At 52.9% G+C, this 15,717-nt stretch carries 14 protein-coding genes; 8 read left to right on the top strand and 6 right to left on the bottom strand.

Annotation, left to right across the window (positions count from 1 at the left end):
* Positions 1–212 precede the first annotated feature (212 nt).
* Entirely contained in the window at positions 213–365 is a 153-nt protein-coding gene (locus E9954_RS32680) for a hypothetical protein (protein ID WP_168442474.1), read from the bottom strand.
* A gap of 400 nt (positions 366–765) precedes the next feature.
* Between E9954_RS32680 and E9954_RS21050 the strand changes: the two genes are divergently transcribed.
* The 5 genes from E9954_RS21050 (at position 766) to E9954_RS21030 (ending at position 4,717) form a co-directional block, all read left to right on the top strand.
* A complete protein-coding gene (locus E9954_RS21050) occupies positions 766–1,353 on the top strand; it encodes a hypothetical protein (RefSeq protein ID WP_136081239.1) in 588 nt (195 codons plus the stop codon).
* 116 nt (positions 1,354–1,469) lie between these two features.
* The gene (locus tag E9954_RS21045) at positions 1,470–1,988 is read left to right on the top strand and encodes an SHOCT domain-containing protein (RefSeq protein WP_136081238.1); all 519 of its coding nucleotides are present in this window, start codon (positions 1,470–1,472) and stop codon (positions 1,986–1,988) included.
* A gap of 550 nt (positions 1,989–2,538) precedes the next feature.
* Positions 2,539–4,002, top strand: coding sequence for a thrombospondin type 3 repeat-containing protein (locus E9954_RS21040; RefSeq protein WP_136081237.1), 1,464 nt, complete (start codon positions 2,539–2,541; stop codon positions 4,000–4,002).
* A 15-nt stretch (positions 4,003–4,017) separates the two neighbouring features.
* Positions 4,018–4,236, top strand: a complete 219-nt coding sequence (locus tag E9954_RS21035) for a hypothetical protein (RefSeq protein WP_136081236.1) — start codon at positions 4,018–4,020, stop codon at positions 4,234–4,236.
* Positions 4,237–4,345: 109 nt separating this feature from the next.
* On the top strand, positions 4,346–4,717 hold the full coding sequence (locus tag E9954_RS21030) for a hypothetical protein (protein ID WP_136081235.1): 372 nt from the start codon (positions 4,346–4,348) through the stop codon (positions 4,715–4,717).
* Between the two features lie 248 nt (positions 4,718–4,965).
* Here the strand turns inward: E9954_RS21030 and E9954_RS21025 are convergent, their stop codons facing one another.
* The 5 genes from E9954_RS21025 to E9954_RS21005 all read right to left on the bottom strand — a co-directional run bounded on the left by E9954_RS21025 (position 4,966) and on the right by E9954_RS21005 (position 9,480).
* Positions 4,966–6,153 carry a hypothetical protein gene (locus E9954_RS21025; protein ID WP_136081234.1) on the bottom strand — a complete coding sequence of 396 codons (1,188 nt, stop codon included), beginning with the start codon at positions 6,151–6,153 and terminating at the stop codon, positions 4,966–4,968.
* A complete protein-coding gene (locus tag E9954_RS21020; protein WP_136081233.1) occupies positions 6,131–6,631 on the bottom strand; it encodes a hypothetical protein in 501 nt (166 codons plus the stop codon). Before E9954_RS21020 ends, E9954_RS21025 begins: the two co-directional genes overlap by 23 nt.
* Before the next feature lie 280 nt (positions 6,632–6,911).
* Complete coding sequence (locus E9954_RS21015) at positions 6,912–7,199, bottom strand: helix-turn-helix transcriptional regulator (RefSeq protein ID WP_136081232.1); 288 nt, start codon at positions 7,197–7,199, stop codon at positions 6,912–6,914.
* A 141-nt stretch (positions 7,200–7,340) separates the two neighbouring features.
* On the bottom strand, positions 7,341–7,988 hold the full coding sequence (locus E9954_RS21010; protein ID WP_136081231.1) for a hypothetical protein: 648 nt from the start codon (positions 7,986–7,988) through the stop codon (positions 7,341–7,343).
* Position 7,989: 1 nt separating this feature from the next.
* Positions 7,990–9,480, bottom strand: a complete 1,491-nt coding sequence (locus tag E9954_RS21005) for a tyrosine-type recombinase/integrase (protein ID WP_136081230.1) — start codon at positions 9,478–9,480, stop codon at positions 7,990–7,992.
* 515 nt (positions 9,481–9,995) lie between these two features.
* Here E9954_RS21005 and E9954_RS21000 point away from each other — a divergent pair.
* The 3 genes from E9954_RS21000 to E9954_RS20990 are packed head-to-tail and all read left to right on the top strand — an operon-like array spanning position 9,996 to position 15,715.
* The gene (locus E9954_RS21000) at positions 9,996–11,678 is read left to right on the top strand and encodes a sulfatase-like hydrolase/transferase (protein WP_168442473.1); all 1,683 of its coding nucleotides are present in this window, start codon (positions 9,996–9,998) and stop codon (positions 11,676–11,678) included.
* 9 nt (positions 11,679–11,687) lie between these two features.
* Complete coding sequence (locus E9954_RS20995) at positions 11,688–13,979, top strand: sulfatase-like hydrolase/transferase (RefSeq protein ID WP_136081228.1); 2,292 nt, start codon at positions 11,688–11,690, stop codon at positions 13,977–13,979.
* A complete protein-coding gene (locus E9954_RS20990) occupies positions 13,976–15,715 on the top strand; it encodes a choice-of-anchor Q domain-containing protein (protein WP_136081227.1) in 1,740 nt (579 codons plus the stop codon). Before E9954_RS20995 ends, E9954_RS20990 begins: the two co-directional genes overlap by 4 nt.
* Positions 15,716–15,717 lie beyond the last annotated feature (2 nt).

Genomic DNA, 15,717 nt, shown 5'->3' with positions numbered 1-15,717 from the left:
GTTCGGGCGGGGGCATCGGGGGGCGGACTTATTGCCGGGAGGTGCAGGGTTTGAACCTCCGCAACCTATTTTATTTTTTTCAAATTTCGATTACCATATTGGGATATTTGGCCTCTGGGGCTTCAGATGACCTAGCACCCATCTCTGGGGAGAAAGTGGCTGTTTGGTCGATAGCGCATGGTAAAAACGGGCACTCTGGGCTATAGGCGCGGTTAAAGCTTAATGATCCGCCAATCATCGCCCCCAAGCATGACCTTGATTTGCGTCCAGCGTCCTTTGTCGTGGTCATAGACCGCAACCGAATAGGCGGCCTTGCTGGGAAAATGGGATTCGCTTTGCCCCACCATGCCGGAAGCAGGCGGCAACCTATCCCGCTCCCATCGCCGGAAGTCGCGGAGAACAGGCGAATAAAAGGGGTGTTCAGGCGGTAGCGGTTTAGAGGGCATTGCTTCAGGCTACCGAAGTTTACCGCCTTGTCAACCGGCCCCAGCCTTCCCCCCGCCCCCGCCTTCACCCCCTGCTCGAAGAAGCATCCATATCATAAAAGGCGAAAAACGAAGCCCTTGCGGGCATGGAATAATGGATTCCCCGAATTAACACATATATCATCAAGCACCCCGGTTTGGGGTGTTATATGACCTTAAACCCTCAATTTCTTTATAAACATGTCGTTTTTCTTGCAAAAAACCGTGCTGCAAGTAGGCTATTGAGGTGCAAAGTGACATTTGTATTCAATAACTATGTTCGCACAAGGTGAAAGAACTAATGCTTGATCTAATCAAAGATATACTTGCTATAGTCGGGGGCGCAACAGTGATACTCTTCGCAGTATCACGATTTTTCGGCGATCTCATCAAAGAAACATTCAAAGCACGCATTAAGCTATCTAGCGACAAAGATCTAGAGCGAACAAAGCAAGAGTTTGCTATTAGACGAATCGCTATAGATAATTATGTTTCGTCCCAGTATGAGTCATACCTAGAATTGTGGGCGCTCCTGCGAGGAGTAAACGAAGCAGTTGATCGGCTTTGGGAAGACGTGAGTCCAAGAAATATATCTGATCTTGCAAAAAAAGCCTCAGATGCAAAATCGTATATTGACCAAGGATCTCTATTCTTCGAAGAGCAACATATTCAGAGCCTACAACTATTGTTTGAAAAACTTGATAGCTTCTGTGTTGGGAAAAAGTCCCTCTTGTATGAATTCGAAGAGGGTTATGTGGATAGTTATGACGGGCAAGACACAAATCGAATACGGCAAATGGTAGCTTCAAATAGGGAGTACAGGAACGACTGGTGTACTCTTTTGAGCAAAATACGGACTTCGTTTAAAGAGAGGCTATCAGAACTATAATGTTGAATTGCGATTCCACCAAGTGGCTGGAGTTTACAGTGAAAACGTCGGTTTGATTCGGTCAAAGTTTATGTTCACCGAAACTCACCCATAACGTTGTTGTGCAGAGATAAAATATGAATTATATAAATGCATTCCTCATCATAGTAGCAACTTGCTGTTTTGCTGGTTGTACAACACCTACTAAAAACGAATTGTTCACCACAGTTCCTCCTCACGTTACAGAGTCAGACGCAATTCGAGCAGTTTCTGTTGCTGCAACAAAAAGAAACTGGCAAGTGAGGCAAATTGAAGCAGATCAAATTGAACTAGAGCTTAATCATCGTGGCTATCATGCTTTGCTGAGCTTCACCGTTAAAGAAAATGAAATCCGATATACTGACATCGGCTCATCATTTACACCTGATCCAATAAGATTGCTAAACGGAGGTTCAATGCCAGCCAGTTGGATGAAAAATCTAAAAAAAGATGTAAACGATATTTTCTACATCTCGCCTCAAGAACAAAATAGTATTCCCACCACAGCCGACCCAATTGTAGAAAAACTGAACTCCTTAAAGAGTCTTCGTGACCAAGGCGTTATTACTGAAGCCGAATACAAACAAAAGAGAAAAGAAATCCTATCTGAATATTAAGAAATTGCAATCGGGTAAGAGGGAGTGACTAGCTCCCTCTCCCCACACCACCAAGCATGCGGGTCCGCACTTGGCGGTTCGCAAGGCACCGTCCGTTTCCGTTCCGCCCTGTGCTAGCGGCGAACCGAGTCCGGGTAGTGCATCCGAGACCATTGTTCCTTCAGACTGACCAGTCCTTGCTCCTTGAGCCACGCGTTGCCCAAGCCCATGTTCGTTGCCAGCGTGCGCGATAGTTTCCAATAATGGTCTAATGCTCATTGACGCACCCTATCGCAAAAACCAGCCTGTCAATAGACTAGCCGTACACAGCACCCCCGCCCCGGTGCCTTGCCGGTATTCACTATGCGTTATTGGCACACAGGGCGTAGAAGCTATACAGTACTATATTCGTACTATCGGATTTTCTAGTAATTAATACTAGGTGGATGCATCGCCACCGCGCCACACAGAGACTATTTAGATTTATTCCAAATAAGAGCAGGTTAGCTTTCTTCATGGTGAACACCCTAGCAAAGGCGTATTTATGATTAATCATTATAGGGGATATCGCATGAAAGTATTAATGTCTTGTCTATTGCTGTGTTCAACTTCCTTTGCAGTCACGCGATATGTAGATTTGGATAGTACAAATCCGACTCCTCCATATTCCAGTTGGGCAACGGCTGCTACTGATATTCAAACAGCAATTGATGCGGGATCATCATACGATTTAATTTTAGTCGCGGATGGCACATATTTCATTAACGAAGCTATTGACGTTAAATCATATCAGATCGTGCAAAGCGAAAATGGAGCTGATTCAGTTACTGTCGATCCTCTTTGGTATGACCGGGCATTTGAACTGGATGCGGGAAGTGTCCTCGATGGCTTTACAATTGTTGACGGTTACTCCGCTTCGTATGGAGGTGGGGTTTTGGGCTACGATGGCTCAATCGTGAAGAACTGCATTATAGCCGATTGTGCCTCCGAGCTGAACGGTGGCGGCATTTACAGAGGCATCGTCACGAACTGCATTGTGGAATGGAACTGGTCATATGAGCGCGGCGGAGGCGTGGCTGATGCGGATGTCGTTGATTGCGTCGTAAGAAACAACGATGCTCGAAATGGGGGCGGCGGGATTTATGATTGTAGCGTAGAAAGTTGCTTGGTTTACAGCAACTATGCAGATGCAAACGGTGGCGGTTTGCGTGCTGGTAATGTGAAAAATAGCTTGATCTATGGAAATTTTGCAAAAGGCCAGGGTGGGGGCGTGAGTGGCACGACGGCCAGAAACATAACGGTTTGTGATAATAGATCCAGTAGCTACGGCGGGGGCGCATTTAGCTGTACCCTTTACAATTCCATTGTTTATCATAATGATTCTAGCAACGTACATTATGACGATATGTATAGTAACACAAAGGTGATGTTTACCTGTTCGTCCGGCGTAACCGATGGGTTGTATGGCTGTACGACCAATGCGCCGATGTTTGTAAATCGCACGAATGCCAACTATCGACTTCTTGAGTCTTCGCCATGTATTGATTCAGGCATAAACGCTCATGTTTATACTGCCGTGGATCTGGACGGGAATCCGCGTGTTTTAAATGTAGTTGTGGATATGGGGGCATACGAATTTCAGAGCGCCGATTCGAATGCCGATCCCGACGGGGATGGTTTAACCAATGCGGAAGAAGCGCGATATGGAACGAACCCGCTATTAGCCGATACAGATGGTGATGGCTTCGATGATTTTGCAGAGGTTCACAACGGCCTGAATGCGACTTCCCCGGATGACTGGATCGCTACATATATTGCCAACAATCCAGATCAATTTGGACTTGGTTCATCGGGGGTTGTTGATGTGGCAGTCGGGCAATTGTTGCTTGGAGTGTCCAACGGGTATGCAAACCTATCCTTGCAACTAGAGCAATCGAGCGATTTAACAAGCTGGACGAATGCGGGGGATTCGGTTGAGTGGTCTATGACCGTGGAAACCAACGCGCAATTTTTCAGAGTGAGAGCCGAACCCTAGCAAAAGCATCCTGATATGAAAAAAATAAAGAAGCTCGGTAAAATAGCACTTATTGTAGGATTCTTCCTGTTGCTGATAGCCTTCTATTTGGATGATGACCTTTTTGACACCTACTTCATAGACGGTGAATGTTGGCCTCATATATGGCGGCTTGGGGGTCGCTTGGTTGTTATTGGCGTGGGGCTACTTGCACTGGCATTTTACAAGGAAGAAAAATACTCATCAGACGAATGATCCCAGCACTCATAGCATCGGCAATGCTTCTAGGTTGTTTAATCGACGGTCACCCTTCGGCCAGTAGAGTTAGTTCAACCTTGTAACAACAACGAAAGGAAATGGCAAAATGAACAGAAAAGCAGTTGTTATCATGACTATTTTTACATGTATAGCCATGACACTTACCGGATGCAATGACGATGACGGGGGCAAGGCTCCAACGGTCGATGTGACTGGAATATGGGAAGGGCAAGTGTCTGGAGGCAACGAGATCATGCTGGATCTAGTTCAGATAGATGGAAAGGTTACAGGTGCGGCATATGGTGGAGGTGAATCCGGTCAGGTTTCCGGAACCGTTGAAGAGAGTAAGTTTAGGTTCAAAATTGAATGGCGAGTTTCTGGGTTGACCACGAGCGCTGAGGCGTATGTAGATGGTGACAGGATGACCGGGACAGGGACTGAGGACGGATATACAGGGACATTCTCCGCGACAAGGTAGCAAACCCCGCTCTCAGGCATGAGTATCTCAGCCAGAATAGCTAGATACCCATTGAGGCAACCCATTACCCATCTCGGCGGAGAAATGCAGGGTTTGGTGCATATAGGGGAAATACATGAGGTTCAGACCGTGGAGCGGTTCCCCGCCAACATGCTCACGCGCGCGAGACTCGCTTGCTTCCTGCTCGAATGGCTTGCTTCGATTGAAAAGTCCAGTTTCTACGCTTCTCCCAAAGATAAGGATTTTCATTATATTACCCATTCGTAAGTTGCGGCCTTCCCTTTTTTCAGTCCTCTGATGCTGGTGTATTGGTGTCGCGTTCCGGCTTCTGTTTGCCGGATGATTTGCTTGCTGATAAACTCTTTGACTAGTCGGTTTATTTGTTCGGTTTCAAGTTTCATTCGATGACCGGTTTTGGTCATGGGTAGAAAGAAGGATCTGCCAGGGGTTGTCTCGCATTTTGAAAAGCTTCGGCAAATGCGGAAAAAGGTCTTTCGGCGGCTATCCATGTTTTCATAGATTCCGCGTTCCTGCGGCGAGAGTTTTGCGGGATAGCTGGCGAGCATGTTTCTTTGGTGATCGATAGCGTTCTGCATGTGTTCTTCGAGGGTGTTTTCGAAAACGTGGGCATGCAGTCTGTAGAACGATTCGGCAAAGAACAAGGCAACCTCTTCGGAGACGGAGTCAAATGCAAAGCTCATTAGTTTGATCAATTCTCTATTGCGGCGGCCTTGTTCAGCAATCACCCGATGCTCGATGAGTTTTTTGTACAGGCGCATTTGATCGGGAAATTTTTCGCCAAGTTCTTTCCTCGTTTTCGGGCATGACTGGTCTGCTGACAGGCGGGACTCTTCTATATCTATATCACATTCCCTATCTTTTATCACATCCTGTTCGGCTATCCAATCGAGCAATGTTTGCAGGGGTATACGTGAATATGTGGCCTCCACCGTCTGGTCTATGCTCTGGTCTCCTTCAATCCGTACTCCCCAAGGCAATCTTGAGAAGGTAGATTTGCCACCCAAAACACCCTTGTCGGCGAATGGAAAGATCAGCAACAAATCTTTTGCGACGCGTTTCCATGTTTCGGCATCGACGTCCTCAACCGTCCGAATGTAGACATGAATTGATTTGTTGCCGGAGAAGACCCGGAGCGTATGCGGCATGGTCTCATACTTCCACAAATCGCGCTGATGCTGGAGAGTCATTTTTTCGTCGTGCTCAATGACCCATGTATGCAGTCTTCTGATGTTGTCAGTGCGTTTTGTGCTTCCTGCCCTGAACGAGTTGCCGCAACAATACTGCGCCTTGGGCTGGACGGTAACTTTACCGGCCTGCTTCATGGGCCTGATCTTCTTTACGCTGCTGGCAATCAGGATGTATTCGTCATCGTCCCATAACAGGCGGCGAGATCTAATCCACTCGCTTGTCTGCATGGGTCTCTCCATTGCCTTCGCAGGCGTTGAGTCTATCTTGGATCTCTTCCATCTCCCGCCGACCGATGAACGGCTTTCCTTTGCGAAACGTCCCGCAAAAATAGCACGCGTTCCTGTACGGCCCGTTCTCGGTCTTTTGCGAGAACTCACTCGGCGTATTGCGGTCGCAGGCGGGGCAGAACACTTTCAACTGCACACCCAACCGTTTGAATCGTTTCCCCGTGAAGACGGTTTCCGAGTCAAGCAAGCCTTCAAGGCTACCGGAAATCATCGAAGCCCACCGCTTGACCGCATCCTGCTGGAGATGGCGTTTCTGTTTGTGGGTCAGCGCCAACCCAGGCGGGGGATCTAGGTAGGCACGATAGCCAACCTGCTTTATCAATCGACCTGCGACGGTGCCGCCGCTGTCGGTTTCAATGGTCACGGTTGCTTTCACATTGCCCTTGCTGGCTAACGGCTCTACTTTCACAACCTTCATGATTCGGCCTCCGAGTGTGTTGCTGTCTCGCCCTTCGGTTGGTACGGCCTGTATGGATTCAATGGACAAGCCGTGCCTGAGCATTCCCGTATGGCGGCCGTATCGCACGAGGTGCACTCATTGCATTTAGCCGTAACTGCCGCCCTTAATGAATTCCCCTCGTAAGCCCGCTTAAAATGATTAAGGCGGCTGCGGTGGTCTTCTGCTACCTCTTGGAGCATGGCCTGCTGTTTGAGGATCGTAGAACGTGGCTCAGGGGCATTTTTTTGGGTCGATTTACTCATGCTCCAACCCCGTCCCGAGCAAGTGCAATGATTTCTGATTCTTCGAACCTGATACGCCGTTGTGTAAACCGGATTTGCCGGATTAAACCGCGTTCGATATAGCGGTCGATTGTTTTGGTTGAGCACACCAATATTTCCGCCGCCTTCTTGCGGGTTATCAGCTTGGGTTTTCGCCCTCCACCTTTTCGGGATAGTGCGTCTAGGATTTCTTGGCGGGTTTCGTCGGGGATGGTCGGGTCGTTGTTGACCATCATCTTAATTACTTCTGTATTACCTGTCTGCATCTGGTTGCCTCCATGGGTTTATGTCTGAAACGAGAAAGAGTCGTTCTCTCCCGAAAACGACTCCTTATCCCACGAAGGATCTCAATGTCACATAACATTCTGCCTTGCATTAGGTTACAAAATTAGGTGCAATAATGTACCCTAGCCGATTTTCTTCCAGAATTTGTTTATAGAATTACATGTCATTGGTTTGCCTAGTAATTTGACCAGTGCCAGATCGGACAGAAGTATTTCCATGAAACATACAAATCTTCCATCTACCGTTTTGCTGGGGTATATGTCAAAATGCGGTTTAAACATTTCAGCTACACCACAAAATAAGATCTCCTTTGCTTCCGTCCGCGCGTCATTGGGCCTACCTCTCTGGGGTGGATCAGACATCTCTAGCACCCATTCAAGAGCTGCTGCAATTGGGTCTTTTTGTTTATGTTGATCCCGCCCTTTTATAAACTCTATAAATTTCACCTCCTGTGCATGAGTCAGTCCAAGCTTATCTTCAAGAAATTTATATGGGTAACCGCCGAAAGCTTCATATAGGTTGATACGCAACTCGCGCTTATCACTTTCTGATAACTGGTCATACAGTTTCTTAATTTTATAGACCGCATCTGCATTTTCTACGCAATGCAACTCTCCGATCAATTGTCGATCTGGTTCCTTGCTGAGCCTCAGTTCGTTTTCTATATCGCATATGAGGTTTTCAATAAGGGATCGGGTATTGCCAGAAAGAGCGGCATTTTCGTATTTAAGTTCCGTGTCCAACTTTTGCCATGTTTCTTCCGATAGCATTCTATGCACCCCCCAACACTTCGTTAATTACGTCCTGCCAATTATGCGCCGTTGCGGTTCCAAGTGCTTCCCGTATCCATGGCGACACCGTCCGCACTTCCTCAAAGTCGGCATCGATGATCCTATGGTCTAAGGATCTCGCCGCCTGCAAAACAGTCGATTCTTCAAGGTGTGTGTAGTGTTCAGTCATTGCTGGGCTTCCATGCCCTACCAACTTCTGCACAACAGCCTGAGGGGTGCCTGTAGCCGCCTGTAACGAAACATAGGAATGCCGGAGCGAATGAAACCCAACCTCAACAACAGCGCGCTTATACGTGGGTTTTTTACCTTTACAACCGCCCTGCTCCCATTGCTTAAGTTTCTCCAAATATTCAGGTGTCTTCCCGGTACCCTCTTTATACAACCTGATACCGCAGACAGTCCCCAGATGCTTCTGAACCTGATCAGTAATGGACCCTCGTTGTGTAGTTGCGCCGGTCGCGTTTCTGTATGTGTACCGACCAGCGAAATCAGGAACGATATATCCCTTACGATTTGATGCAGGAGTTTGAAGCAGGAGCTCCATTAATGGTGCCGGAATTCCAACGGAAACCCTTTTCTTGGCCTTGTTGGTCTTCCGGAAGACCAACCCCTTTGCGAGGTTACATTCCGACCAAGAGAGAGTACAGCAGTCACCCAAGCGTAGCCCGAGAAACGTACCAAGAAACAGCAGAGTCGCTAATTCACCTTCCGCCCGTTCCAGAATAGTCCGCAGCTCTTCAACACTTAACGCGCGGCGAGAATCCCGCTCCTCTTCCTTATCGATAGTAAGGATTCCCTCAAAAGGATTTTCCGCTATACGTGCATCCTTCGCCACCACTGTAAATAGGGAACGTAAAAAGCGGATTTGCTTGTTATAGGTGCCGCGCGCCAACTGCTTTCTTAGATGCTTGGAATAAGTTTCTGCATCCTTGTCGGTTACATCCCGCAGGTATACAGCATGAGGGTTTCTTTCCCCTAGCCATTCTGAAAATGCCTTCCAGTAGCCAATATATCCTTTGAGAGTATCAATATTGCTGGTTAGGTCGGCCTTGGGATTATCACGATAGCTTTCCCATGCTTCACTGATAGCAAGCGGAGGGTTTGCCTCTTCTACTGCTTTGACGCGCTCTTCTGTAGCTTCCTCAATCTTCGCTTTAAGACTGATCAACTGCTCTTCCTTACTGGTGGCTACATATTGATGAATTATGCGCTTCTGAGCCTCTTCCGCTTCTTTCTTGGTGGTAATGGAATTTCCGTCTGCATCCTTTAGGGATACGCGTGTTTTCTTTTTGACCGGCTTTCCATTGGCATCGGTTGCGCCCGTGGGTTTCAGATAAGCTAACCAATAAGCTCCGCCTTCTACGTTGGGAGTCCCTGCTGGGTATTCCTTCCGGTCCTTTCCACGAATGTAAAGGCGGCCCATGCCTTTAGGTGCCCGCTTGCTTTTGCCTGCTGCTTTGATAGTTTTCATATGTAGCCCTTCCTTGTGGTTGAGGGTTTAGGATCTTGAACTGTCCCGAACCGTACCCTTGGAGGGGCTACTCTGCAACAATAAAGACACCACAAGGACACCACTAATCGCCATTACATGATTTTTTCTAAGGTTTTTCATCTTTTGGTATAGATTCCTAATCTGTAGGTAGTGGGTTCGAGTCCCGCCCGGGGTACCACCCTTTCATGCCAGGGGACCAAGCGACAAATCTAACTTAACCTGCGGTCCAGATCCAATTGTCCGCCTCTCATCCCGACCGCCCCGTCACCGCGTTACCATAAAGCGAAGCACTCGCCGGTTCAGGTTTCACGACCTTGGGATTATTATAACAACACTCCACAATATCCCGCCGCCGCGCCCGTTGGTGTTAGCATGCCAACACCGGAACCCGATACGAACCGCGCCATGTTTGCGAACCTCTCGACAAACGGCGACGTGCCTGGACTCAGGCGAAAAACCGGATGCGGGACTGAATGGCCGGACAGGAAAACATCATGAAAAAATACCTCATCCCTATGCTTGCGCTTGCGGCAGCCACCGCATCCGCAGTCAGCGACCAGGTGACCGGCGATGCCACCCCCGACCGCCACCGGACCGAGCAGTCCGTCGGGAAGCAAGGCCCATCGGCACAACGCCTGTTTACACGGTTCGATGCCAACCAGGACGGCAAGATTACCGAAGATGAATTCCGCGGGCCGATCCAACGCTTCATCCTGCTCGACCTCGATAGCGACGGAACCATTACCCCCGAGGAAGCCGCCGCCGCGCCGGCACCCCCGAATCGGGGCGGGCGCGAAACACGCCCCTCCGAAGCGGCCCCCCAACAGGCCCCCGGCATCAACCGGGCGAAGGCCGCCGATGGGCTCCCCAACATCGTTTTTGTTTATGCCGACGATATGGGCTGGACCGGCACCTCCCTCGCCATGATCGCAGGCGATGCCGCCTCAAAAAGCGATTTTTACCTGACGCCCAACCTCGAAAAGCTCGCCGCAAAAGGCATGGTCTTTTCGCAAGCCTATTCCCCCGCCTCGCTCTGCACGCCTAGCCGCGCCGCTGTTTTAACCGGCAAGACGCCCGCCGAAGTCCACATCACCACCCCCGGCGGCGGTCGCTCCGATAACACACGCAAGCTGACCACCCCGCAGCAGGCCGGCCAACTCTCGACAGATTTTCCAACCATTGGAACCCATCTGCAGGCCGAAGGCTATGCCACCGCATTGCTGGGCAAATGGCACATCGGCCAGGGCGACGATGCAGGAATGTATGGTTTTGATTATCATGACGGCGCCACTGGTAACGAAACGCACGGAAGCGAATCCGATCCGAAGGAAATCTTCAGCCTCACCGAGCGGGGCATTAAATTCATGAAGCAGCAGGTGGAAGCCGGTCGCCCTTTCTATCTCCAGCTCTCGCACTATGCCGTCCATTCCCCCATCGAGACGCTCAAGGAATCCGGCGATAAGTTTGAAAAGCTCCCGGCGGGCAAGCGCCATTCCGATTCGCAAAACGCCGGCATGGCCTGGGATCTCGACACCAGCCTCGGAACCCTGATGACAGCCGTTGCCGACCTCGGCATCGCCCGCAACACCTACCTTGTTTTCATGTCCGACAACGGCGCACCCGGCTCGCCGCGCCGCCCGAACAACCAACCGCTCAACGCCGGCAAGGGAACCCTCTACGAAGGAGGCATCCGCGTCCCCCTCGTCATCAGCGGCCCCGGCATTGCCCCCGGAACGCGATCGGATATTGCGGTGACCGGCTGCGATCTGATGCCGACCTTCTGCGACTGGGTTGGAATCGATCCAGGCCAGGTTGACGGCACCTCGGCGGCCCCGTTGCTGACAGGCAAAACAAAAAGCATTGCACGTGAAAAGCCGTTGCTCTTCCACTACCCGCACTACGGGCAAGGGCCGCAAAAACCGCAGACCGCCATCATCGAAGGCGACTTCAAACTACTGAAGCACTGGGAAGACGAGCGCTACGAACTGTTCAATCTCTCGAGGGACATCGGCGAACAGGACGACCTCTCGACATCCAATCCGGAAAAACTTAAAGAGCTGGTGGCCAAGATGGAGCGGCGCCTCAAGGAAACCGACGCCCAGCTTCCGACCCCGAACCCCGACTACGATCCGTCGAAAGACCAGGCGCAGGCCCGTGGCAAGCGCAACAGGAAATAGGAAAACCCCATGAAACGAATACTGATTGCCCTACTGCTTTGCCATGCCGCCGCGCAGGCGCAGCAAAACAACATTCTGCTGATCATCGGCGACGATATCGGTCTCGACAGCCTGCATATCTCGAACGACGATCCGACGGCAAGCTTCCCGCCGATCCCGACGCTCCAGGCCCTGGCGAAGGACGGGGTGCTGTTTTCAAATGGCTATGCCTATCCGACCTGTTCGCCGACCCGCTCGTCGATCCTGACCGGGCGCTACGGCTACCGCACCGGCGTGCTGAGCCCCCAGTCGTCGGAAAACTTTTCGGCCGCGGAATACACCCTGCCGGAAATCTTTGCCGACCAGGGTCTGGACTACGAACTAGCCAGCTTTGGCAAATGGCACCTCGGTGGCGGAAACGACGGCCCCAACGAGCTGGGCGGGTGGCCGCATTTTTCCGGCGCACTCGGTGGCGGACTGAACAACTATCGCCGTTGGACCAAGGTGGTGGACGGGGTTGAAACCAACGTTACCCAAACCTATGCCACAACCGAAAACACGAAGGACGCCGCCGCATGGATCAATGCCCAGGGCACCAACAACTGGTTTGCCTGGATCGGCTTCAACGCCGCCCACACGCCGCTGCACCAACCGCCCCCGAACCTGTTCACGGTGGATTTGACGGGGCTGGACACCACCAACCATCCGCGCCCGTTCTACGAAGCGATCATCGAGGCCATGGACAACCGCATCGGCTGGTTGCTCGACGAGATCGACACCAACAACACGACCATCATTTTCATCGGCGACAACGGCACCGCCAACGACGTCATCCAACCGCCTTACGACATTGCCGGGCGCGCCAAGGGAAGCCTCTACGAAGGCGGAACCCACGTCCCCTTCTTCATCTGGGGGGCCGATGTGGCCGATGGCGGACGCACCAACGATTCCGTCGTCCACGTGGCCGACCTTTTCGCCACGATCATTGAATTGGCGGGCGGGGTTCCGCCGGAGACGGGCGCGGATTCACGGTCGCTCGTTCCGATCCTCGACAACGGAACATTCGCCCCCGCCGAGGATTCCGTGCTGGTGGAAACCGACAACCTGGTGCCGGGTGGCGGCTCCGGACGCGGCATCCGGAGCGGATCCTACAAACTGATCCGCAAGGATGGCCAGGACGAAGAATTCTACAACCTTTCGGTCGATCCGCTGGAAGAGATCAACCTGCTGGAAGGATCGCTGGGCACGGTTGATGCCGCCATCTACGACGCGCTCGCGGAAAAACTCGATAGCTGGACCAACACACCGATGCAGGTTTATGTCGACCTGGACAACCTCACCGGCCCATGGGATGGCACCTCCTGGACTTCGGCATTCCAAACCGTGCAGGCCGGCATCGACGAAGCCGAGGCGCAAGGCGGAGCCAACGTCTGGGTGGCCGAAGGCATCTACCGGCCCGCCACGAATTCGGATCGTTCCGCCAGCTTCATGCTGGAGAGCGGCGTCCACCTGCTTGGCGGATTCGACGGCAGCGAAACCAGCGAAGACCAACGCAATCCGGCGGCGCATGTAACAACGCTCAGCGGTGACCTTGGTGCCGACAACAGCTACCACGTAATCGTCGGGGCAAACGGAGCAACGCTGGACGGGTTCACGATTACCGGCGGAAAGGCGGATGGCGCCGGCCAGAATCTGCACGGTGCGGGCCTGTTTTGCGTGGACGAAATTTCGATGACCGTCAACCAATGCATCTTCACCGGCAACCATGCCCATGAGGGCGCGGGGGTCTATGCCTACAACGCATCGTCGTCCGACTTCACCGATTGCGTATTTTCCAACAACACCGCCAAGCGAGGCGCGGCGCTACTGTTGCGCAATGGATGCAGCGGAACCTTTTCCAACTGCACCTTCGCGCACAATGTCGCCGACTGGGCCGGCGGCGCCATCTATGCGGACTACGGCTCGTCGCCGTGGTTCCACGATTGCACGTTTTCGGCCAACAGCACCACCGGCAAGGGCGGCGCGTTCTTTACCGACGACCTCGCCTCCCAGGTGGGCATCTCCTCGCCGGTCTTCATCGACTGCTCCTTCGCGGGCAACTCCGCCAGCTATCGCGGTGGCGGCATCTATAACTTCGAGGGCAGCGAGACCGCCGTCACCAACACGTCGTTCGTTGGCAACTCCGCCGGCACCGGCGGCGGTGCGATCGCCAACGACTATAAGTCGGAGTTGACGTTGTCCGGCAACACCTTCCTGAACAACAGCGGCGGCACCGGCGAGGCCGATGTCGATTCGGATGCAACTTCGGTGGTGTTCCAATGAGCAACCAATCAAAACAGGGCAACAACATGAAAGCATTTTCCTATCTACTGACCGGGCTGCTTCTCGCGGCGACCGCCGAAGCCGCCATCCATGTGGATGCAGGAAACACCGGCACCGAAGACGGGGCCTCCTGGGCCACCGCCTTCAATACCGTTCAGGAAGGCATCGACGCGGCGGAAACGGCCGGCGACCCCGAGGTTTGGGTGGCCGCCGGAACCTATGCCCCGACCGGAGGAACGTTGCGTCGGACCACCATCCTGCTAAAAAGCAACATTGCGGTGTATGGCGGTTTCGACGGCACCGAGACCGACCGATCCATGCGCGACTGGATCGCAAACCCAACAATCCTCAGTGGAAACATTGGCGATCCGGGATTGGCCACCGACAACTCCTTCCATGTGGTTTCCTGCACCAACGCCACCGGTGCCGTGCTTGATGGGTTCACCATCCGCGACGGCTATGCCGATGGCCCCAACACGGGCGGTGGCGCAAACACGGGATTAAACTCGACCAGCGCCGAAGCCATCGTGGCGGGCATCAACCACAGCGCCGGCGGAGGCATCATCAACTTCCAGGCCGCCGCTTCATTCTACAACTGCATCGTCACCAACAACCATGCCGGCAAGGCAGGCGGTGCCTACAACATGGTCAGTACGACAGCCAGAGGCAGCGACGATGACCCGAACCCCTACTATGAAAACTGCACGTTTGTCGGCAACACCTCCGGCGGGCGCGGCGGCGCCGTACAGAACGATGTGGCCACGCATCCCGCCTTCGTGAATTGCCGCTTTCTCGACAACACCTGCGACGGCAAAGGCGGAGGGATGTACAACGACTTCTATTGCTCCCCCTTCCTCACCAACTGCGTCTTCGCCGGCAACTATGCCATCATGGCCGGTGCCATGGGCAACGATGGAAGCTCTTCGCCGACCATCGTCAACTGCACCTTCGCCAACAACGAAGCGTGGGACAAGGGCGCGGCCATCTACAACGGATCGCACAGTGCCAGCGCAACGGCCAACCTGCCGACCATCGTCAACTGCATCTTCTTCGGCAACACGATCACCACCGCGCCGGGGCCCACCGACCTCGAAGTCTGGCACGATAATTTTCCCGACATCACCTACAGCATTGTTGAAGAGGGCTATGCCGGAACGGGCAACATGACCGGCGATCCGCTCTTTGCCGATGCGGCCAATCACGATTTCATCCTGGTCCATGGCTCCCCCGCCATCGATGCGGGCACCGGGAACCGCACCGCCGACATCGACGGCATACCCTGTCCGCTCGACGGCGACAACAATGGTTCGGCCCTTGCCGACATCGGCGCCCATGAATACGCCTGCGCCGCCGCCGACACCGACGGCGACGGCATGCTCGATGGATGGGAGCTGGGTTATGGTTTCAACCCGCGGACGGCGGAGGACGGAACGGCCGACAGCGACCTCGACGGCATGGACAACGCCGACGAATCCATTGCCGACACCGATCCGCGCGATGGCAACTCACTCTTCGAAATCACCGCCTTCAGCAGCGCGTCGGGAACGAACGAAATCGTGGCGACGGCATCCGCCAACCGGCAATACAGCCTGCTCTACAGCACCAACCTGCCGGCGGGTGAATGGGTGGTCGCTTCAAATCAGCTCAACCAGGCCGGCTCAGCCGAAGGCGTCGGGTTTGCCCATCGGACCGACGCAACCCAGATCTACTACCGCGTGCAGGTCAGCGTGCCGTAGCC

It is taken from the genome of Pontiella desulfatans (assembly GCF_900890425.1).
GTDB lineage: Bacteria > Verrucomicrobiota > Kiritimatiellia > Kiritimatiellales > Pontiellaceae > Pontiella > Pontiella desulfatans.
This window is presented reverse-complemented; position numbering and strand designations above follow the sequence as displayed.

Coding starts and splice junctions, on each gene's coding strand:
- E9954_RS21050 (WP_136081239.1), top strand. CDS start 766: ATGCTTGATCTAATCAAAGATATACTTGCTATAGTCGGGGGCGCAACA.
- E9954_RS21045 (WP_136081238.1), top strand. CDS start 1,470: ATGAATTATATAAATGCATTCCTCATCATAGTAGCAACTTGCTGTTTT.
- E9954_RS21040 (WP_136081237.1), top strand. CDS start 2,539: ATGAAAGTATTAATGTCTTGTCTATTGCTGTGTTCAACTTCCTTTGCA.
- E9954_RS21035 (WP_136081236.1), top strand. CDS start 4,018: ATGAAAAAAATAAAGAAGCTCGGTAAAATAGCACTTATTGTAGGATTC.
- E9954_RS21030 (WP_136081235.1), top strand. CDS start 4,346: ATGAACAGAAAAGCAGTTGTTATCATGACTATTTTTACATGTATAGCC.
- E9954_RS21025 (WP_136081234.1), bottom strand. CDS start 6,153: ATGCAGACAAGCGAGTGGATTAGATCTCGCCGCCTGTTATGGGACGAT.
- E9954_RS21020 (WP_136081233.1), bottom strand. CDS start 6,631: ATGAAGGTTGTGAAAGTAGAGCCGTTAGCCAGCAAGGGCAATGTGAAA.
- E9954_RS21015 (WP_136081232.1), bottom strand. CDS start 7,199: ATGCAGACAGGTAATACAGAAGTAATTAAGATGATGGTCAACAACGAC.
- E9954_RS21010 (WP_136081231.1), bottom strand. CDS start 7,988: ATGCTATCGGAAGAAACATGGCAAAAGTTGGACACGGAACTTAAATAC.
- E9954_RS21005 (WP_136081230.1), bottom strand. CDS start 9,480: ATGAAAACTATCAAAGCAGCAGGCAAAAGCAAGCGGGCACCTAAAGGC.
- E9954_RS21000 (WP_168442473.1), top strand. CDS start 9,996: ATGAAAAAATACCTCATCCCTATGCTTGCGCTTGCGGCAGCCACCGCA.
- E9954_RS20995 (WP_136081228.1), top strand. CDS start 11,688: ATGAAACGAATACTGATTGCCCTACTGCTTTGCCATGCCGCCGCGCAG.
- E9954_RS20990 (WP_136081227.1), top strand. CDS start 13,976: ATGAGCAACCAATCAAAACAGGGCAACAACATGAAAGCATTTTCCTAT.